This window comes from Paraburkholderia sp. EB58 (assembly GCF_050436665.1).
In the GTDB taxonomy this organism is placed as follows: domain Bacteria; phylum Pseudomonadota; class Gammaproteobacteria; order Burkholderiales; family Burkholderiaceae; genus Paraburkholderia.
On sequence record NZ_JBNDMQ010000019.1, the window covers coordinates 88,062 to 109,396 of the forward strand.

Genomic DNA, 21,335 nt, shown 5'->3' on the forward strand with positions numbered 1-21,335 from the left:
TCGCGCGCCGGACGGCATCATGCGGGATGATGCAATGCGACGTACCGCGCGACAACACTGAGGGCCTCTCCTCTCCCACGTGCTGCTGGCAGTGTAGGTTACCGCTCATTGCCGCTCTCGCCGGTCCCGTTGTTCCCGTGCTGTTCGCCGGGTGGCTGATGCCGCGTGGCTGACAGCGCAAACGTCGTGCATCGCAGTACATGCGCAGTTCGTGCGCAGCGTTCATGTAGTAGCAGTCCATCTCTCTATAGACCCTGGCTTCCCTGAGGAAACCCATCGTGACGTCTTCCGGATCGGCGCGCCCTGCCCGCCGCAACACTGCATCGCTCAACGGTTCTGCGGGTGCGCCCGTAGTCACCCCTACCGCACCGGCCACGTCCAGCGCCTTGTCCAAACGCAGCGCCGCCAGCCCGGCGAAGTCCAAACAGTCCACCAAGACGGCCAAGGCAGATAAGCCAGCCAAGGCTGGCAAGGCAGACAAGGCGGTCAGCGCCGTGAAACCGGGCAAGTCCGCGAAGACCGGGTCCAATGCCAAGCCTGCCAGCAACGGCACGGCAGAAACGGTCCTGCATGCAGTGTCGAAAGAGGCAGCCGCGCCCGCGCCAAAAGCCGGCAGCCGCACACGCGAGGACAAAGACCAGCCGCTCTTCCAGGACATCCGTTATCTGGGACGGCTGCTCGGCGACGTGGTACGCGAGCAGGAAGGCGACGAGGTGTTCGACGTGGTCGAGACAATCCGCCAGAACGCCGTGCGGTTTCGCCGCGAAGACGACAGCAGCGCCGCGCAGACGCTCGACAAGAAGCTGCGCTCGCTGAGCCCCGAGCAGACCGTGAGCGTCGTGCGGGCGTTCAGCTATTTTTCGCATCTGGCGAACATCGCCGAAGACCGTCATCGCAATCGCCGCCACCGCATCCACGCGCTGGCCGGATCGGCCGCGCAGGCCGGCACGATTGCCTACGCGCTCGAACGGCTGATGGAAGCCAATGCGGCCGCCACGCCGGTCTTGCAGCAGTTCTTTAACGAGGCGCTGATCGTCCCGGTGCTCACCGCGCACCCAACCGAAGTGCAGCGCAAGAGCATTCTGGATGCCCAGCACGACATCGCCCGCCTGCTTGCCGAACGTGATCAGCAGCTCACCGACCGCGAGCGCGCGCACAACGAAGCCATGCTGCGTGCCCGCGTCACCTCGCTGTGGCAAACGCGGATGCTGCGCGATGCGCGCCTGACGGTGGCTGATGAAATCGAGAACGCGCTGTCGTACTACCGCGCGACCTTCCTCGAAGAAATCCCCGCCCTGTATGCGGATATCGAGGCTGCACTGGTCGAGCATGGTCTTGTCGCCCGGCTGCCGGCGTTCTTCCAGATGGGCAGCTGGATTGGCGGCGATCGCGACGGCAACCCGAACGTGACCGCTGCCACGCTGGAAGAAGCGATCACGCGCCAGGCCGCGGTGATCTTCGAACATTATCTGGAGCAGGTGCACAAGCTCGGCGCCGAGCTCTCTGTGTCGAACCTGCTGACGGGCGCGAGCGATGCCGTGAAGGAGCTGGCGGCTGCGTCGCCAGACCAGTCGCCGCACCGCGTCGATGAGCCGTATCGTCGTGCGCTGATCGGCATCTATACGCGGCTCGCGGCAAGCTCGCGCGTGCGGCTCGGCGAAGGCGCGGTGCCGTTGCGCAGCGCCGGGCGCGGCGCGGCACCGGTGCGCGCCCAGCCTTACGAGGACGCCGACGCGTTCGCGCGCGACCTGCATGTGCTGATCGATTCGCTTGCCGAGCACCATGGCGCGTCGCTGGCGAGCCCACGTCTGTCGCCGCTCGCGCGCGCCGCCGAAGTGTTCGGCTTCCACCTCGCCAGCATCGACTTGCGGCAAAGCTCGGACATTCACGAAGCGGTGATCGCCGAGTTGCTCAAGCTCGCCGGTGTCGAAGAGGATTACGCCGGCCTGTCCGAAGCCGACAAGCTGCGCGTGCTGCTGGCCGAACTCGCACAGCCGCGGCTATTGCGCTCGCCGTATCTCGACTACTCGGAGCTCGTGAAAAGCGAACTGGGCGTGCTCGAAGCCGCCCGCGTGACGCGCGAGAAGTTCGGCGCGCGCGCCGTACGCAACTACATCATCTCGCACACGGAAACCGTCAGCGATCTGGTGGAAGTGATGTTGCTGCAAAAGGAAACCGGCCTGCTCGACGGACTCCTCGGCGACCCACACAACCCGGCCAAGGCCGGCTTGATGGTGATCCCGCTGTTCGAGACGATCCCCGACCTGCAAAACGCGCCGCACATCATGCGCGACCTGATCGCACTGCCAGGGGTCGACTCGCTGATCGAACACCAGGGCGGCGAGCAGGAAGTCATGCTCGGCTATTCGGACAGCAACAAGGACGGCGGCTTCCTCACCTCGAACTGGGAGCTGTACCGCGCCGAACTCGCACTGGTGTCGCTCTTCAACGAACGCGGCGTGACGCTGCGACTGTTCCACGGCCGCGGAGGCACAGTCGGACGCGGCGGCGGCCCGACCTATCAGGCCATCCTGTCGCAACCGCCGGGCACGGTAGACGGCCAGATCCGCCTGACCGAACAGGGAGAAGTGATTGCCAGCAAGTTTGGCAATCCGGAAATCGGCCGGCGCAACCTTGAAACCGTGGTCGCCGCGACGCTCGAAGCCTCGCTGCTGCCGCACGGCAACACGCCCGCGCAACTGCCGGTCTTCGAGGAAACCATGCAGCAATTGTCGGACGCGGCGATGGCGTCGTACCGCGCGCTGGTCTACGAAACGCCGGGGTTCAAGGAGTATTTCTTCGAATCTACGCCGATCTCGGAGATCGCCGAACTGAACATCGGCAGCCGTCCGGCTTCGCGCAAGCTGCAGGATCCGAAGCAGCGCAAGATCGAAGATCTGCGCGCGATTCCATGGGGTTTCTCGTGGGGCCAATGCCGTCTGTTGCTCACCGGCTGGTATGGCTTCGGCAGCGCAGTGGCCGCCCATCTGGACAACGCGCCCTCGGATGCCGAGCGTGCCCGCCGCCTTGCGCTATTGAAGAAGATGCACAAGACGTGGCCGTTCTTCTCGAACCTGCTATCGAACATGGACATGGTGCTGGCGAAGACGGACCTCGCGGTCGCGTCGCGCTACGCCGCGCTCGTGACCGACAAGAAACTGCGCAAGCATGTGTTCGAGCGCATCGTGGCCGAATGGGAGCGCACGTCGAAGGTGCTGTCTGAAATCACCGGCAAGACCGAACGGCTTGCGGATAACCCGCTGCTGGCGCGTTCGATCAAGAACCGCTTCCCGTACCTCGATCCGCTGAATCACTTGCAGGTGGAACTGCTCAAGCGCCACCGTGCGGGCGAGACGAACGTCCGCTTGAACCGCGGGATTCATCTGACCATCAACGGGATTGCGGCGGGCTTGCGTAATACCGGCTGATGCTGGATTGACGCAGGGGCGAATTCGTTCGTCGCCAGCGCGAATGAGTTTCTGAGCGGCATACCCGAAGCGCTCCGTACTGCACAGCAATACGGGGCGCTTTGTTTTGCGGGCTCGTCCACAGCAAGCGGAGCGCGGCCACGCGCAGCGGGGGCGTGTGCATACGCGGTTCCTGCCGCTACAATAGAGACCGCCTTGTACCAGTACAGGCCGAACAATTATTCTGGTATCGCCGACACCTCCCTTTGCTAACACGATGAGCACGCCATCCCCCGCCGATTCCTCCCCGCCTCCGCTCGATGCGACGCCCGCGCACGCGCTGGGCGATTTCATCCGCGCGCATCGTGAGCGGCTGTCGCCAGCGGCGGTTGGTTTGCCACCCGGCCCGCGCCGGCGCACACCGGGTCTGCGGCGCGAGGAAGTCGCACAGTTGTGCGGTGTCAGCCCCACCTGGTACACATGGATCGAGCAAGGCCGGCCGGTGTCGGCGTCCGCCGACGCACTGGCAAGGATTGCCGTCGCGCTGCAACTATCGCGCGCCGAGCGCGCCTATCTGTTCGAACTGGCGGCGCAGCGCGACCCGGCCGAGCCCGACCCGGCCGCCGCCGACGCCCCCGCGACGCTGCTCGAAACGGTGCAACTCGTGAACGCGCCCGCTTATGTGCTGGACCGGCAGTGGAACGCGCTGGCCTGGAACGAGCGCGCGGCGGACCTGTTCGTGGGCTGGCTCGACGGCAGCCACGACCGCAATCTGCTGCGCTTCACCTTTACGGAGCCGACGGCGCGCGAACTGATCGTCGACTGGGAGACGCGGGCGCGGCGGCTCGCCGCCGAGTTTCGCGCCGACTCGATCCGGCACCTGACGGACGCGCCCACGCGGGGCCTGATCGATACGCTGACGAGCACGAGCGACGCGTTTGCGCGCTTCTGGGCGTCGCAGGACGTGGGCGAGCGCGAAGGCGGCCGGCGCGAATTCAACCATCCGCGCGACGGGCGGGTAGTGTACGACCAGATCACGTTCAAACCGGCGCATCGGGAAGATCTGAAGCTGGTGGTGCTGGTGCGGGAATAGCGGCGCGCTTGCAGGTCCACTCACGGGTCACCTGCAGGCCCGCTTATGCCGCGCCGACGTGGCAACGCGGCGGCCACCTAGCCGGTTGCTCCCGGATGTTAAAATCGCTGTCTTGTTCGCATCGGCGACGTCTGCACTGCCGATGGCCTCTTCACTGCACGTTCACTGCCCCAACACCATGACGTCCCAACTGCACAAAAAAGGCGAAGCCTGGTCGGCTCGCTTCTCGGAGCCGATGTCGGAGCTCGTCAAACGCTACACGTCGTCGGTTTTCTTCGACAAGCGACTGGCGCTCGTCGACATTGAGGGCTCGCTCGCGCACGCCGCGATGCTGGCTGCGCAGAAGATCATCGGCGCTGACGACCTCGCGGCCATCCAGCGCGGCATGGCACAGATCAAGGGCGAAATCGAGCGTGGCGAGTTCGAGTGGCAACTCGATCTGGAAGACGTGCACCTGAACATCGAAGCGCGCCTGACGGCGCTGATCGGCGACGCGGGCAAGCGCCTGCATACGGGCCGCTCGCGCAACGACCAGGTGGCGACGGACATCCGTTTGTGGCTGCGCGGCGAAATCGACCGGATTGTCGGCTTGCTGAAGGATCTGCGCAGTGCGCTGATCGATCTGGCTGAACAAAACGCCGAAACGATCATGCCGGGCTTCACGCATTTGCAGGTGGCACAGCCGGTGACGTTTGGCCACCACCTGCTGGCGTACGTGGAGATGTTCACGCGCGACGCCGAGCGCATGCGCGACTGCCGCACGCGCGTGAACCGTCTGCCGCTGGGCGCGGCGGCACTGGCGGGCACGAGCTACCCGATCGACCGTCATGCGGTGGCAAAGACATTGGGCTTCGACGGCATTTGCGCGAATTCGCTGGACGCGGTATCGGATCGCGACTTTGCGATTGAATTCACGGCGGCGTCGGCGCTGGTGATGACGCACGTGTCGCGTTTCTCGGAAGAACTGGTGCTGTGGATGAGCCCGCGGGTGGGCTTCATCGATCTGGCGGACCGCTTCTGCACGGGCTCGTCGATCATGCCGCAGAAGAAGAACCCGGACGTACCGGAACTGGCGCGCGGCAAGACGGGGCGCGTGAATGGGCATTTGATGGCATTGCTGACGTTGATGAAGGGTCAGCCGCTGGCGTACAACAAGGACAATCAGGAAGACAAGGAACCGCTGTTCGACACCGTGGATACGGTGGCGGATACGTTGCGGATTTTTGCTGAGATGGTGGCGGGGATAACGGTTAAGCCGCAGGCTATGCGGGCTGCGGCGTTGCAGGGGTTTTCGACTGCTACCGATCTGGCTGATTATCTGGTCAAGCGTGGGTTGCCGTTTCGGGATGCGCATGAGGCGGTGGCACATGCAGTAAGGGTTTGTGTTGATCGCAATTGCGATTTGGCTGATCTTTCGCTCGATGAGATGCGGGCTGAATTGCCGAATGTGGCGCATCTTATTGGCGAGGATGTGTTTGAGTATTTGACGCTAGAGGGGTCCGTGGCTAGCCGGAATCATCCAGGTGGGACCGCGCCTGAGCAGGTTCGGCTGGCTGTTGCCGCTGCGCGGGCGGCTCTGAAGTAAGGCTGGGCTTTTTGCCTGCGGCGCCTTGGTATGCGCTGTTTGCCTACGGCGTTGGCCTTTCCTTGATTTGATATCGGTCTATTAGCTTCGCCCCTGTGCGGGGCGGCACCTACTTTCTTTGCCGCCGCAAAGAAAGTAGGCAAAGAAAGCGGGCTCACACCGCCAGCCCGTAGTGAGCCATCTCAACCGGCTACCGGGAACGGCCCAAGACGAGACCCGCCCTCGCATTTCCCGCGTTAGTGACACAGCACTCATCCACCCCACTCCGCACGACGTGCGTCGCGGATGGGTCCACACGGGAATGCGGGCAAGCCAAAATAGTTAGAATACCTACACAACTCGCAGAAGGCGTTATGCCCGACGGCGGGGCGCGCAGCGCAACGCAACGCAGGAACGGATGAGTGCTTTGTCACGAACGTAGGTGACGCGAGGGCAGGTCTCGTGTTGGGCCGTTCCCGGGGGATGACCGAGATGGCTCACTACCGGCTCACTACCGGCTGGCGGTTGCAGCCCGCTTTCTTTGCCTACTTTCTTTGCGGCGGCAAAGAAAGTAGGTGCCGCCCCGCACAGGGGCGAACCTAATAGACCGATAAGACAGCAAGGAAAGGCCAACGCCGTAAGCAAACCACCAAACCGCCGCAAGGCAAAACAACCACCACTGGAGCGATAATACCCCCACCGACCGAAGGTCAAAAAAAAAGCGCCCAGCAATGATCATCCGCCCCCACCTCCACTGGTTCCGCATGTTGTTAGCCTGGCGCGGCTCCGTCCTGCCGCGCTTACTACCGCGCTTATTCCTGATCTTCTGCATCTCCATCGTCGCGGTGGCCGTCCACGAACACTTCCTGAAAATCACCGTCAACCTCAGCACCACCCCCTTCTCCCTCATCGGCATCGCGCTCGCCGTCTTCCTCGGTTTCCGCAACAACGCCAGCTACGACCGCTGGTGGGAAGCCCGCAAACTCTGGGGACGACTCCTCAACGACGCGCGCTCCATGACCCGTCAGGCCCTCACCCTGCCCCGTGAGTCCCTCATCGAAGACGACGTCAACGAATTCATCCACGTGCTCAGCGCCCTGCCCCACGCGCTGCGTCACCAACTCCGCAAAACGGATCCCCGCGAAGACCTCGCCGCGCACCTGCCCGCACCGTTGCTCGACCGCGTCATGGCATCGCGCTATCGCCCCACCACACTCATGCTGGTCCTCGGCGAATGGGTGCAGCGCCAGTCGCGCGCAGGCGCGCTCGACCCAATGGCCGTGCTCGCCTTCGATCGCAATCTGAATTCGCTGTCGGATGTCATCGGCGGATGCGAGCGTATCGGTTCTACGCCGCTGCCATTTGCCTACTCGGTGATGATTCACCGTACCGTCTACTTCTTCTGTGCGACGCTGCCGTTTGGACTCGTCGAGAACACCGGCTTCTTTACGCCCGTCTTCTCGGTCTTCGTCGCGTACACCTTCATGGCCCACGAGGCCATCGCCTCCCAGCTCGAAGACCCCTTCGGCACCGACGAAAACGACCTCGCCCTCAACATGATGTCCGTCTATATCGAAGACGCCATGCGCGATCTGATCGGCGAATCCGCCCTCGCCATCCCCGGTCCGGAAGAAGAGCAGTTCCTGGTCAATTGATGACGCGCCCGCCTCAGCCGTTACCGATCGTCTCGGACAAACGCTTGAGCGTCGCGACCCGCGCGCCAATGATATCGACCCGTCCGGCTTCGTCTGTCACTGCGCTCGCTGCGTCCAGATAGGCAGTCCATGCCCGCTGCGCTCGCACGAGAGTAGGACGGGCACGCGCCGGCATTTTCGTCTGCAACCGGCGGTAGTAGCGGTTCAGGTCGAACGTCGCGTGTTCACACAGCGCATCCGCGGTGCAGGGGCGTGGGCGAACCGGGGCGGCAGCGCCGGTTGCCGCTCCCGCCACCGCGCTGCGCAGGGACAGCGCGCGATCGCGCACCGGCTGCAGTTGCATGTCGGCCTCGGCCAACTGGTACATCGCGCCTTGCCGCGTCGCAAAGACCGCGTCGAGCAAGGGCGCCTGCGCATCACGCGACGCCTGCCAGCGCGTCCGGGCATCTTCCCACGGCTTGCGCCGCGCCGGCGGCACCTTCGCCAGCAGTTGCTGCCATGCCGTGTTCACAGCGGCCTGCCAGCCAAGGCGGGCCGTCTCCATGCACTGCAACTGGCCAGCCGTCGACGACATGTCGCTGCGCGCCAGACACGCGCGCATCGCCGCGTCGATCGGATCGGCCGCGGCCACTTCGGCGCGTGCGCTGGACGTCGCCGTCGACGCGATCGTCAGCACCACGGCGGCGGCCAACAGCCAGGCGCCGCCGATCCGTTGCAACCGTCCCATCTTCAGCCGCGCACGCAATCGACGAAGTACTCGATGCGACCGTTGATCGTCTCGCCCACCAGACCGTGGATATCCGTATGGAAGCCCGGGAAGCGTTCGTTGAACTCACGCGCAAAGCGCAGGTAGTTGACGATCGTCTTGTTGAAACGCTCGCCCGGAATCAGCAGCGGAATGCCCGGCGGATACGGCGTGAGCAGGATCGACGTGACGCGGCCTTCGAGTTCGTCGATCGGTACCCGGTCGATCTCGCGGTGCGCGAGCTTGGCGAACGCGTCGGACGGCTTCATGGCCGGTTCCATGCTCGACAGGTACATCTCGGTGGTCAGGCGTGCAATGTCGTTGGCACGGTACACGCTATGGATCTGCTCGCACAGATCGCGCAGGCCGACCCGCTCGTACATCGGATGATGCGAGACGAACTCCGGCAACACGCGCCACAGCGGCTGGTTGTTGTCATAGTCGTCCTTGAACTGCTGCAGCTCGGTCACCATCGAGTTCCAGCGGCCCTTCGTAATGCCGATCGTGAACATGATGAAGAACGAATACAGCCCGGTCTTCTCGACGATGATGCCGTGCTCGGCCAGGTACTTCGTGACGATCGCAGCCGGAATGCCGGACTCGCCGAAACCACCGTCCATGTCCAGACCCGGCGTCACGATGGTCGCCTTGATCGGGTCGAGCATGTTGAAGCCTTCGGCAAGCGGGCCGAAGCCGTGCCACGCGTCGTTCGGACGCAGCATCCAGTCTTCGCGCGAACCGATGCCTTCTTCCGCGAACTCCTCCGGACCCCACACCTTGAAGAACCAGTCGTCGACGTATTCGTCGTCGACCTTGCGCATCGCGCGGCGGAAATCGAGCGCCTCGGCGATCGACTCCTCCACCAGCGCGGTGCCGCCCGGCGCTTCCATCATCGCTGCGGCCACGTCGCACGAGGCGATGATCGCGTACTGCGGGCTCGTTGAGGTATGCATCAGATACGCTTCGTTGAAGCGGTGCTTGTCGAAGCGGCTGTTTTTTGAGTCCTGCACGACGATCTGCGAAGCCTGCGAAATGCCGGCCAGCAGCTTGTGCGTCGAGTGCGTGGCGAACACCAGCGCGCCGATGCGCGGACGGCCCGCGCCAATGGCGTGCATATCCTGATAGAACTCGTGGAACTCGGCGTGCGGCAGCCACGCTTCGTCGAAGTGCAGCGTGTCGAGCCAGTCGCCCAGCATCTCCTTGATCATCTCGACGTTGTAGATCACGCCGTCGTACGTGCTTTGGGTGATGGTCAGGATGCGCGGCTTGAGATCCGGATTCTTCGCCAGCGCTTCGCGGGCGAACGGATTCGCCAGGATCTTCTTCTTGATGTTCTCCGGCTCGAACTCGCTACGCGGAATCGGGCCGATGATGCCGAAGTTGTTGCGCGTCGGCGTGAGGAACACCGGAATCGAGCCGGTCATCGTGATGGCGTGCAGGATCGACTTGTGGCAGTTGCGGTCCACCAGCACGATGTCGCCCGGCGCAACCGTGCCGTGCCAGACGATCTTGTTCGAGGTCGACGTGCCGTTGGTCACGAAGAACACGTGGTCAGCGCTGAAAATGCGCGCTGCATTGCGCTCGGACGCGGCCACCGGGCCGGTGTGATCGAGCAACTGGCCGAGTTCGTCGACGGCGTTACACACGTCCGCACGCAGCATGTTCTCGCCGAAGAACTGATGGAACATCTGGCCGAGCGGGCTCTTCAGGAACGCCACGCCACCCGAGTGCCCCGGGCAGTGCCACGAATACGAGCCTTCGTCCGCGTACTGCACCAGCTCCTTGAAGAACGGCGGCGCGAGCGAATCCAGGTACACCTTGGTCTCACGGATGATATGGCGCGCGACGAACTCCGGCGTGTCCTCGAACATGTGAATGAAGCCGTGCAGCTCGCGCAGGATGTCGTTGGGCAGGTGGCGCGAGGTGCGCGTCTCGCCGTACAGGAAGATCGGAATGTCGGCGTTGCGGCGGCGCACTTCGGTCACGAACGCGCGCAGTGCAACGATCGCGGCGGCCAGCTCGGGCGTCTCGCCCTCGACCGCGACGTTATCGACATACGGCAGCAGTTCATCATCGTCGATCGAGAGGATGAAGCACGACGCACGGCTCGACTGCTGCGCGAAGGAGGTCAGATCGCCATAGCTCGTCAGCCCGAGCACTTCCGCGCCTTCTTTCTCGATTGCTTCGGCGAGAGCCCGGATGCCGGAACCCGAGATGTTCTCGGAGCGGAAATCTTCGTCAATGATGACGACGGGAAAACGAAACTTCATGGGCGATTCTCCAAAAGGAACGACCGCTGACTTTTGTAAAGTGCAGCGGTCACCTGTATTTCCGGGTGGGTCAGTGCGCTGCGAGCGTCACGTTTTGGGCAACGTCACGCCGTGCTGACCTTGATATTTGCCGCCGCGATCCGCGTACGACGTCTCACAAATTTCGTCGCTTTCGAAAAACAGCACCTGGGCGACGCCTTCGTTCGCGTAGATTTTCGCAGGCAAAGGTGTCGTATTTGAGAATTCCAGCGTGACATGCCCTTCCCACTCGGGTTCGAACGGGGTCACGTTGACGATGATCCCGCAACGCGCATAGGTCGATTTGCCCAGACACACCGTCAGCACGCTGCGCGGAATGCGGAAATACTCGACCGTGCGCGCGAGAGCGAACGAGTTCGGCGGGATGATGCAGACGTCACCCTTGAAATCGACAAAGGACTTCTCGTCAAAGTTCTTCGGATCGACGATGGTCGAGTTGATATTCGTGAAGATCTTGAATTCGTCGGCGCAGCGAATGTCGTAGCCATAGCTCGACGTGCCGTAGCTGACGATCTTCCGGCCGTCCTCGGAGACGCGCACCTGATCGGGCGCGAACGGCTCGATCATGTTGTGCGACGCCGCCATGCGGCGGATCCACTTGTCGGATTTGATGGTCATAGTTGAACGCTGCGTGACGAATGAAAGACGGATGAAAATCCGGCCGAGGCCCGTAGGGCCGCGTGCTGCCGGACGAAAGGCGCTTATTTTACGCGATCAGCGCGATGCTGCCGCAACTGCGGCAAATATGGGCCGCCAAGGTACGACCACGATGTGGCCACCATAGGCTCACGGCACAGCGGAAAGACCGCCGGACGCCGCGAAGTTGGGCTGCGTGTGCATTTGACGGGAGCAAGCGCGGCTTTGTTGCAGCGCAGTATCCTGGTCTTTTCGACCCGGCCCGGGCGCATCCTGCGCCACCACGCCGCAGCCTGGCATTACTGGCGAATCACACCACAGGCGAGCGGCACACCCGCGCCGTGTTGCGGCCAGGCATAGGGGTCGGAGGCGTCGCGATGCACGACGACCGCGCGCTGCAATACCGAACGGATACCGTCAAGCGAAACGTCAGGCGCCACGATAAAGCCCGTGGCCACGCCGTTCGAATCCGCGTGAATATTGCCGAGGTCGCCTTCGACCCGCGCGCCCATCTTCAGCCGCTCGGCTGCCGGCGCGAAGATCGGGCCGAGGCTCGAGCCGTCTGCCGAATTGCAGTCGCCACGCTCGTGTACCTGCAGCGCGTGGTCGCTATCGGGTGGCAAGCCGGAAAGGTTGTAGGTCACCTGCACGCCATCCGAGCGCTCGATGAAGGTCACCAGGCCGCGCGTCTGGCTCCCCACGGCCGGCACCAGTTGTGCCTCGGCGCGTTTCTCCTGTGGTCTCAGGAATGTAGTGCAGCCGCATAACAGCAGACAGCTGGCAGCCAGGACGATGAACGCATGCACCGCCTGCCCGTCGATTCGTTTTCCCATGCGATCCTCTTGTCGACCGCCGGCCGCCCCTGCGGTCGCCGAGCCGAACCTGATGAAGTCGACATGATACCGCGAGCGGAGGCGTCTCCAACGCCTTCGCCCGCCGCCCTGACGGCTCCTTAGGTGTTCTGGACAACGATATTCGGAAACTTCGAGGTCATATCGCGGGCCCGCTCGGCGATATGGATCGCCACCTTGCGCGCGATCTCGCGGTAAATCTCCGCGATCCGCCCGTCCGGATCGGCCACCACGGTCGGACGGCCGGAGTCCGCCTGTTCGCGGATGGCAATGTCGAGCGGCAGGCTGCCGAGCACCTCGACGCCATATTCCTTAGCCATCCTCTCGCCACCGCCCGCGCCGAAAATATGCTCTTCGTGGCCGCAGTTCGAGCAGATATGGACGGCCATGTTCTCGACGATCCCGAGAATCGGAATGCCGACCTTCTCGAACATCTTGAGGCCCTTCTTCGCGTCGAGCAGCGCAATGTCCTGCGGCGTCGTGACGATCACCGCCCCCGTCACCGGCACACGTTGCGAGAGCGTGAGCTGGATGTCGCCGGTGCCCGGTGGCATGTCGACGATCAGGTAGTCGAGATCTTCCCAGTTCGTCTGCCGCAGCAGCTGTTCCAACGCGGAAGTGGCCATCGGGCCGCGCCAGACCATCGGATTGTCCTGCTCGATCAGAAAGCCGATCGAGTTGGCCTGCATGCCATGGCCGCGCATCGGGTTCATCGACTGGCCGTCCTGTGACTCGGGGCGGCCCTCGATACCGAGCATCATGGGCAACGAAGGACCGTAGATGTCCGCGTCCAGAATGCCGACGGACGCGCCTTCGCTCGCGAGCGCCAGCGCCAGGTTGACGGCGGTCGTGCTCTTGCCGACCCCGCCCTTGCCCGACGCCACCGCGATGATGTTCTTCACGTTCGGCAACAATTTCACGCCGCGCTGCACGGTATGCGCGGCGACTTGCTGCGACACCTGCACACGCGCTTCGGCGACACCCGGCACGGCGCGCAACGCATCGCCGACCAGTGTGCGGATCGCTTCAAACTGGCGTTTGGCCGGATAGCCGAGTACCACTTCCACGCTAACCGTGGCACCATCAATGGCGATGTTCTTGAGGTTTTTCGCCGCCGCAAACGGGCGGCCCGTGTTGGGGTCAGCGACATTCGCGAGGGCGGCGTCGACCAATGCCCGATCAATGCTCATTGAGACTCCGTAGGGAACACTTGCGGCGCGGCCGAATCGAAGTTTCGGCCGCCGTCCGCAAATTGAAAGAAATTGTTATGCGACATTGCGAAAAACGGCCTTGCCGGGCACCCTTCGGCAGCAGCAGGCCAGAGGGTCGCATCGCTGCTTACATCAGTCATCATTGTAGTGGCTGGCGCCAGGCGTTGCCGGAAGACCCTTCTTCGTTGTGTCGACCGGAGTTAGTGCTTTAGCACTTACTCCGGTCCCATGCAAGATGATTGCGCGGGGCATCGCGCAGTTGCAGTGCGGTTTTCACGCGGTCTCGTTTAAGGTCGACCCGCTTTAATAATCAAGAGGATTCAAAATGAACGCAAAAGTCATGACTCGCTTCGCAGTATTCGCCGTAGCCGGTTCGCTGCTCGCAGGCTGCGCAACCCAGCAAGGCACCAACACGGCCGTCGGTACGGGCGTGGGTGCGGGCACGGGCGCTGCACTTGGCGCGATCTTCGGCGGCGGCAAGGGCGCGGCAATCGGCGCCGGCGTCGGCGCGGCGGTGGGCGGCGTCACCGGCTACAACTGGCAAGCCATCCACAACAAGCTGTCGGGCGCCACCAAGGGCACCGGCACGCAGATCACCGAGCAGCCGGACGGTTCGCTCAAGCTGAACATCCCGAGCTCGGTCACGTTCGACACGAACAGCTACGCGATCAAGCCGTCGTTCGCACCGGTGCTCGATCAGCTGTCGCAGACGCTGACCCAGAATCCGGAAATCATCGCGCAAGTCGTGGGCTACACGGACAGCACGGGCTCGCCGGCGTACAACCAGACGCTGTCGGTTAACCGCGCAGAAAGCGTGACCGGCTACCTCGGCCAGCGCGGCATCAATCCGCAGCGCCTGTCTGCACAAGGCATGGGCCAGAACAATCCGGTTGCCGACAACAACACGGAAGCCGGCCGCGCCGCGAACCGTCGCGTGGAAATCTACCTGCGTGCGACCGCTCAGCACGCTCAGTAACGGCTAGGCAAGCTGGGGAATGGTCGGGCCGCGCGGGGCGGGCCACGCAGGGCGGGTCACGTAGGCGGACGGTATAGAGCGGCCGGGGTGGATCATCCCGGCCGGTAAAAACCGCCCGGGAGGCAGCCGCAGGTTTTCCGTCAACGAATCGAAAAAAATTTCGAACTCTCCGGAAAATCCGCTGTCTCTCTTTACGGTACGTGGCTGGCTATGCCGCTGCGGCACCATTCTCCTCTTGTCGTTGTTGCTCCGGGGCCCATAGCCCCGGTTTTTTTTGGTGCCGGTTCAGCGCGCCAACGCCCGTGGGGCCTTGCTCCCCCCACGCACGCGAGGCACGCCCAAGCCGCTCGCCGCAGCCGCCCTGCTAGAATCGAAGTTTCGTCTCTCCGCAAGCCCGCACACACCCTATGTCAGCACCCGCAACCGGTCTCCCCGCAGGCGCGCCGTCCGGCCGTCGCCAGATCCTCGTCACGTCGGCCCTTCCGTATGCGAATGGGCAAATCCATATTGGCCACCTGGTCGAATATATCCAGACGGACATCTGGGTCCGCGCGCTGCGAATGCACGGGCATGAGGTCTACTACGTCGGCGCCGACGACACGCACGGCACGCCGATCATGCTGCGGGCGGAAAAGGAAGGCATCACGCCGAAGCAGTTGATCGACCGCGTCTGGCAAGAACACAAGCGCGATTTCGACAGCTTCGGCATTTCCTTCGACAATTACTATTCAACCGACTCCGAAGAAAACCGGGTTCTCAGCGAGTCCGTTTATACGTCGCTCAAGGACGCGGGTCTGATCGACGCACGCAATATTGAACAGGCGTATGACCCGGTCAAGGAAATGTTCCTGCCGGACCGCTTCATCAAGGGCGAGTGCCCGAAATGCGGCGCGAAAGACCAGTATGGCGACAACTGCGAAGTGTGCGGTTCGACCTACCAACCCACCGAGCTGATCAACCCGTACTCGGTAGTGTCAGGCGCCACGCCGATCCGCAAGACTTCGACGCACTACTTCTTCCGCCTGTCGGACCCACGTTGTGAGAATTTCCTGCGCGGCTGGGTCGGCGGTCTGGCGCAGCCCGAAGCCACCAACAAGATGCGCGAATGGCTCGGCGACGCCGGTGAAGCCAAGCTCGCCGACTGGGATATTTCGCGCGATGCGCCGTACTTCGGCTTCGAGATTCCGGGCGCGCCGGGCAAGTACTTCTACGTGTGGCTGGATGCGCCGGTTGGCTATTATGCGAGCTTCAAGAACCTCGCCGAAAAGCGCGGTATCGATTTCGATGCGTGGATCCGCAAGGGCTCGACTGCCGAGCAGTACCACTTCATCGGCAAAGACATCCTGTACTTCCACACGCTGTTCTGGCCGGCCATGCTCGAATTCTCGGGTCATCGCACGCCGACCAACGTGTTCGCGCACGGCTTCCTGACGGTGGACGGCGCGAAGATGTCGAAGTCGCGCGGCACCTTCATTACCGCGCAAAGCGTGATCGACACCGGCCTGAACCCGGAGTGGCTGCGCTACTACTTCGCGGCCAAGCTCAACAGCACGATGGAAGACCTCGACCTGAACCTCGACGACTTCCAGGCGCGCGTGAACAGCGATCTGGTCGGCAAGTACGTGAACATCGCGAGTCGTGCGGCGGGCTTCCTGATCAAGCGTTTCGACGGGCGCGTGCAGGACAGCGCGATGCAGCATCCGCTGCTCGGCACACTGCGCACGGCGATCCCGCAGATCGCAGCAAACTACGAAGCCCGCGAATACAACCGCGCTCTGCGCCAGACCATGGAACTGGCCGACGCGGTCAACGCCTACGTCGACACCGCCAAGCCGTGGGATCAGGCGAAAGACCCGGTCAATGCCGTCGCCCTGCACGAAACCTGCAGCGTCAGCGTCGAGGCGTTCCGCCTGCTGTCGCTTGCTCTGAAACCGGTGCTGCCGAAGCTCGCAGAGGCCGTGGAAGGGTTCCTCGGCATCGAACCGCTCAAGTGGTCCGACGTCGCGGTGCCGCTTAGCTCCGCGCATCCGATCAACGCGTACAAGCATCTGATGACGCGCGTCGACCCGAAGCAGATCGAAGCGCTGCTGGCCGCGAACCGCGATTCGCTGCAAGCCACCGAAGCGGCGGCACCTGCGGACGCAAAGACCAAAGCCAAGGCGCAGGCGAAAGCGGATGCTCCGGCAGCCAAAGCCGGCGCTGAAGACGATGGATCAGGCATCATCTCGATCGACGATTTTGCGAAGATCGACCTGCGCATTGCGAAGATCGTCGACTGCCGTGCGGTGGAAGGCTCGGACAAGCTGCTGCAACTGACGCTCGACGTCGGCGAGGAAAAAACCCGCAACGTCTTCTCCGGTATCAAGTCGGCGTATCAACCCGAGCAACTGATCGGCAAGCTGACGGTGATGGTGGCGAATCTGGCGCCGCGCAAGATGAAATTCGGCCTGTCCGAAGGGATGGTGCTGGCGGCGTCCGCAACGGATGAGAAGGCCGAACCGGGCCTCTACATCCTCGAACCGCATAGCGGCGCGAAGCCGGGCATGCGGGTGAAGTAAAACCCCTCCGTTAGCGGCACTCGGCGCTGCGCCGGAATGCAAAAAGCACGTCAGTCGACGTGCTTTTTGCTTTTGAGCGTCGCAGGGCCTCGTAGGGCGACCCACCGGCCTACTGCGTCTGCGTCTGCGTCTGCGTCTGTGTCGACTTGCTAAACCACGGCCACTTATCAAAGCGCCGGGTGTAGAAAAGGGTCGCCCCCTGGAAGGTGCCGCCATACGCGACCACCGACCAGTAGCGCGTCAGATTGACCGTTGCCTTGATGGCATTGCTCGCCGACTGCAAGCCCTGCTCATAACCGAGCACCAGCCACTGGTTAATCGCCTTGGACACCATCACCACCTGCGGATCCGTCAGCCCCACATCGCTCGTGCCGATCGAAAACTCGTCGAGCCCAAAGGTCTGCGCAATCCGCTTGCCCTGCGTGTTGCCAAGCAACGCCAGCGCGGTCGTCATTGCGCTTTGCTGACCGAGGTTGTTGCCCTGGTCGGTGCCATGGCCAAACAGCAGCCATGACAGCTTTTCGTTGTCCGGCACGGACGGCTCCGAGATCAGCTTGGCGACCGGCGCATCGACGGTGCCGGTCACCTGCACACCCGCCTCAACCTGTTGGTTGCGCCGCATGGCCAGGATGTTGATACCGGGATTGGTCACCGGACCGTTGAACGTGAAGAAGCCGTTTTCGATGTTCAGCTTGCGGCCGAACGCGGTATAGGTCGAGCCTTGCGTCACGCGCACATCGCCCACCGCGCGCAGCGGCACGTCCGGCGCGCTCACCGCGGTAATCTTGCCCGTCAGGCCGAGGTCTGCGCCCTGACCGCGGAAACGGAAGTTGTTACCCAGACTGATTTCGATGCTGGCATGCGGCGCGAAGCGGCTCGCCGGTTTGTTGCCGGCGATCACGCCCGGCTTCAATTCGCCGGGCACCGTGCCGTCGGGCCGCACGATCACCACGTCGTCGCCCAGCTTGGGCGCAGCCTGCTCGGGCATGTCGAAGAGCGCGTGATCGACGGTGAATTTGCCGTTGATGTCCATTGCCCCCAGGTGGCCGCCATTAGCCACGGTCGCGCTGCCCGAGAGCGTCAGATTGCGGTCTGGCGCCGCGAACAGTTCCAGCTTGTCGGCGACGATGCTCGCGGTCAGATCGGGCTCCGAACCGTCGAGACGCACCCGCCCGGTAGCGCGCAGCGTCCCGGTTGCGCCGTGGAACTCGACCTGCTGGAAGTCGACCAGATTCTGTGACAACGCAATGCGGATCACCCCATCTTTCAACTGGATGCCCTGATCGACCATGGTGGCCGAGAGGCCATCGCCCAGCAGCGATCCCGACACGCTTGGCTTGGCCACCGTGCCGCCGAGCGCCAGTTTCAGCGCGAGATGGCCGTCAAGCAAATAACTGGGGCCGAGCAGGCCGCCGGTGGTCTTCAGCGACGGCACATTGGCGTTGATGTCGCCTGAGAGCGGCGCCTCGTCATTGACGCCAAGCACGCCGTTGTTCATCGCCAGCGTAGTGTGGGCGTCGGCGTCGATCACGCCGATCCGGCTTGCCTGCGCATGCACCGTCGCGTTCAGGCGATTGCCGGCGCTGAAGTCGGCGCGCGCCGACAGATCGGTGATGCCCATCGATGCAAGACCGTTGCCAATTTCCACGGTCACATCACCGCCGCGGCGCTTCAACTGGATGTGGCCGCTCGCCGTGTTGCCGAGCGAGAAATCCCAGTCGCCGTCAAACACCAGATCGGTTTTCACCGGCGGCGGCTCGCCGGTGAATTCCTGCTGTATCGCCATCAGGCGCGTCACCGACACGCCCGTCAACGAGCCGGCCGACTGGATGCGTCCGTGATCCAGCGCGAACGACTTCAGATCGAGCACGGCACCTTCCAGCGTCAGCCGGGTCGCACCGAGGGTCACGTGTTGAGGCGCGGCGCTGATGGTCAGCGGCGATTCGAGATTGAGCGCGGGCGTGCCGCGGTTTTGCAACTGCGTGACCGTGCCGTCCCAGCGCGTGCCTGCGGCCGTGTCGGAGAGGCCTCCGTGGGCTGCCAGCGCCAGGTCGAGCGGCCGCTGATACAGCGTGCCGACCGCATGGGCCTCCAGCGTATGACGCGCGCGTGTGCCGTTCAGGCGCGCGCTCAGCGTCGACAGTTCGACGCCGCTCGTACTCAGGTCGCGAGCGTCGGTTGTGAAGACAAGCGCGCCGTTCGCACCGTCGCGCAACTCGGCGTGGCCCTCTGCGTGGCCGAGCCGGTTCGCGCCGAACACGACGCTATCGGCCTTGTAGTTCAGCACGACATTCGGATGCGCGAACGAGCCGGTCACATCGCCGTCGGCGGCGACCTGGCCGGCCAGACCGAAGCCGAGGCGCTCGATTTGCGGAGCATCCGCACGAAACCGCAGGCGGTCGCCCGGTGCGCCGAAGCTGCCTTGCAGATCAACCTGATTGCCCGCCACCGACAGCGAGAGCTTGCTTGGCAGAATCCGCGAACCCGCCAGTTGGATCGTGCCGCCACCCGTCATTGGCAGGTCGTCGTAGACGCTCTCGCCGAGTTTGATTTCGGCCTTGGTCGTGAACGTGGGGCCGAGGACGCCGGCCGCTGTGATCGTGCCGTTGACGCGTGCCTGGATCTTGGGCGGCGGCGACGACTTTGCGGCAGGCGCCGGGCGTTTTGCTGGTGTGGCTTTGGCCGGGCTGCTGCGGCCCTTGCCGTTGTTCGGTGCGGCGCTTGCGGGCGAGCGCGACCGCATCTGCGAAGTCAGTCCGAGCGGGTCGAAATCGGTCAGTTGTGCTTTCAGGTTGTATGTGGAACTGGCGTCGTGCTTGATGGCGCCCGAAAGATCGATCCGCCCGCGGCCTGAGGTGATCCTCACATCGCTGAAGCTCATGCGCGCCGGGTCGAAGGTGATTTTGCCCTGGGCGCGCAGAGCGGCTTTGGGATCGGCAAGATCGAGGGTGATGCTCTGCACGTCGTCGTTCAGGCGAATGCCGATCGGTCCGGAGAGTTGCGTCGGACGCACGCTCGCCTCAAGCGCGTTCAGGTCGAGTCCGGCCACGTGCAGATCGAACTGGCCACGCTTGCCGGTCAGTGTGCCCGCACCGGTTACCGTGGCGTTCTTGACGAGCCGCACGTTCAGGTCCGAGATGCTCTGGGCATGCGCGTCGAGCCGCACGTCGGTATGCGCTTCGATCAGCGGCAGCAGATGCTCGTCGATGGCGCCGGGTTTCGCGTTGACGATCGACACCTGGCCGGCGACAACGAAGCCGGCGGCTGGCTTGGCCGCGGGGGCGCTTGTCGCACTCGCCCCGCTCGCACCCGCTGCACCACCCTCGCCCGCCTCCGTCACCGGCTGCAACTCCGCCCGCACCGCCAGATCCGCCAGCGGCGCGCCTGGCGCAAACGCCTGCGGGTTAATGTGATCGAACGTCAACGTCGCGCGCTGCAGCGGCACCTCGGCAAACGGCGTCGCCTCGACGCGCGCGTGGCCCGCGAGCTTCATGCCGCTCGCGTCCAGTTCAGCCACCAACGTCTCCAGCGTGCCGCTCAGACGACCGCTTACCTGCACCGGCTCCTCGTTGACCTTGCCCGAATAGCCGATTTCGCCGGTCAGCGGAAACGGCCGTACACCGTCCAGTTTCGCCGCCGCCGTCACCGAGCCAAACGGCGTGTCGAGCTGATCGATCGCAGCTTCGTGATGCCGCCCGTCGCTGCGTCCATGGAAAATGAAGTGCGAATACTCCGACGTCGACCCGCCTTCATGCAATAGCAGCGTATCGACCCGCACGTCGCGTATGTCGATTTGCATCGGCAGACGCAGCTCTTTCGGCAAGCTCATCGGCGCACTGCTACTGGAGGAGGACGAGCCGATCCGCGCGTCGATGGTGCCCACGTGCAAGTAGTCGATTGCAAGACGCCACGGCCGCCCGCTCACGGCCCAGCGCCCATCGATCTTATCGATCTTGATGTCCGTGCCGCTGCCGTCGAGGCTGCGCCACTCCACCTGCTGCAGCCGCAGGCCCGTGGCTAGCGTCCCGCCTTCCAGCGTGCCGGTGAGGCGCCCGCCCAACAGCTTGACCGCGGCCTGCCACGCGTAAGCCGTGCCGCGCTCAGTCGCCACCGCGCCATATAACGTTCCCGCCGCCAGTGCCACGAGCAGCACCGGCACGCCCATGGCCCACGCGAGCGCCTTCCACAGCCGGCGCTTGCGGCGCGCGGGCGGCGGCGTGTCAGAACCGCCCGGCGTTGCGTCACCGGGCGTCTGCGGAGGAGGGATGGCGGAAGAATCCGTCGTCATACTTGAGCCATGCGAATCAGGATGCTGAAAACAAAAGTCACT

Annotated in this window: 12 protein-coding genes; 6 read left to right on the plus strand and 6 right to left on the minus strand. The window is 63.8% G+C overall.

Going from position 1 to position 21,335, the window contains the following annotated elements; all coding sequences use genetic code 11:
* Window positions 1-278: 278 nt before the first annotated feature.
* The 4 genes from ppc to P3T40_RS25845 all read left to right on the plus strand — a co-directional run bounded on the left by ppc (window position 279) and on the right by P3T40_RS25845 (window position 7,719).
* Complete coding sequence (ppc, locus tag P3T40_RS25830; RefSeq protein WP_429270539.1) at window positions 279-3,428, plus strand: phosphoenolpyruvate carboxylase; 3,150 nt, start codon at window positions 279-281, stop codon at window positions 3,426-3,428.
* 256 nt (window positions 3,429-3,684) lie between these two features.
* The gene (locus tag P3T40_RS25835; protein WP_429270540.1) at window positions 3,685-4,500 is read left to right on the plus strand and encodes a helix-turn-helix transcriptional regulator; all 816 of its coding nucleotides are present in this window, start codon (window positions 3,685-3,687) and stop codon (window positions 4,498-4,500) included.
* 178 nt (window positions 4,501-4,678) lie between these two features.
* Window positions 4,679-6,085 carry an argininosuccinate lyase gene (argH, locus tag P3T40_RS25840; RefSeq protein WP_429270541.1) on the plus strand — a complete coding sequence of 469 codons (1,407 nt, stop codon included), beginning with the start codon at window positions 4,679-4,681 and terminating at the stop codon, window positions 6,083-6,085.
* Between the two features lie 710 nt (window positions 6,086-6,795).
* Window positions 6,796-7,719 (plus strand): bestrophin family protein, encoded by a 924-nt coding sequence (locus tag P3T40_RS25845; protein ID WP_429270542.1) that lies wholly within the window; start codon window positions 6,796-6,798, stop codon window positions 7,717-7,719.
* Between the two features lie 13 nt (window positions 7,720-7,732).
* Here the strand turns inward: P3T40_RS25845 and P3T40_RS25850 are convergent, their stop codons facing one another.
* The 5 genes from P3T40_RS25850 to apbC form a co-directional block, all read right to left on the minus strand.
* The gene (locus P3T40_RS25850; protein ID WP_429270543.1) at window positions 7,733-8,446 is read right to left on the minus strand and encodes a lysozyme inhibitor LprI family protein; all 714 of its coding nucleotides are present in this window, start codon (window positions 8,444-8,446) and stop codon (window positions 7,733-7,735) included.
* Window positions 8,447-8,448: 2 nt separating this feature from the next.
* Window positions 8,449-10,734: an Orn/Lys/Arg decarboxylase N-terminal domain-containing protein gene (locus P3T40_RS25855; RefSeq protein ID WP_429270544.1), complete on the minus strand. Its 2,286-nt coding sequence runs from the start codon at window positions 10,732-10,734 to the stop codon at window positions 8,449-8,451.
* 87 nt (window positions 10,735-10,821) lie between these two features.
* Entirely contained in the window at window positions 10,822-11,391 is a 570-nt protein-coding gene (gene dcd, locus P3T40_RS25860; protein ID WP_012432068.1) for a dCTP deaminase, read from the minus strand.
* Between the two features lie 317 nt (window positions 11,392-11,708).
* Complete coding sequence (locus tag P3T40_RS25865) at window positions 11,709-12,242, minus strand: superoxide dismutase family protein (protein ID WP_429270545.1); 534 nt, start codon at window positions 12,240-12,242, stop codon at window positions 11,709-11,711.
* Between the two features lie 119 nt (window positions 12,243-12,361).
* Window positions 12,362-13,450 carry an iron-sulfur cluster carrier protein ApbC gene (gene apbC, locus P3T40_RS25870; RefSeq protein ID WP_429270546.1) on the minus strand — a complete coding sequence of 363 codons (1,089 nt, stop codon included), beginning with the start codon at window positions 13,448-13,450 and terminating at the stop codon, window positions 12,362-12,364.
* Window positions 13,451-13,796: 346 nt separating this feature from the next.
* On the opposite strand from apbC, the gene P3T40_RS25875 reads away from it, so the two are divergent.
* Both P3T40_RS25875 and metG read left to right on the plus strand, forming a co-directional pair.
* Window positions 13,797-14,447 (plus strand): OmpA family protein, encoded by a 651-nt coding sequence (locus P3T40_RS25875; protein ID WP_429270547.1) that lies wholly within the window; start codon window positions 13,797-13,799, stop codon window positions 14,445-14,447.
* Between the two features lie 407 nt (window positions 14,448-14,854).
* Window positions 14,855-17,005 (plus strand): methionine--tRNA ligase, encoded by a 2,151-nt coding sequence (metG, locus tag P3T40_RS25880; RefSeq protein WP_429270548.1) that lies wholly within the window; start codon window positions 14,855-14,857, stop codon window positions 17,003-17,005.
* A gap of 109 nt (window positions 17,006-17,114) precedes the next feature.
* On the opposite strand, the gene P3T40_RS25885 is transcribed toward metG, so the two are convergent.
* The gene (locus tag P3T40_RS25885) at window positions 17,115-21,293 is read right to left on the minus strand and encodes a translocation/assembly module TamB domain-containing protein (RefSeq protein WP_429270549.1); all 4,179 of its coding nucleotides are present in this window, start codon (window positions 21,291-21,293) and stop codon (window positions 17,115-17,117) included.
* Window positions 21,294-21,335 lie beyond the last annotated feature (42 nt).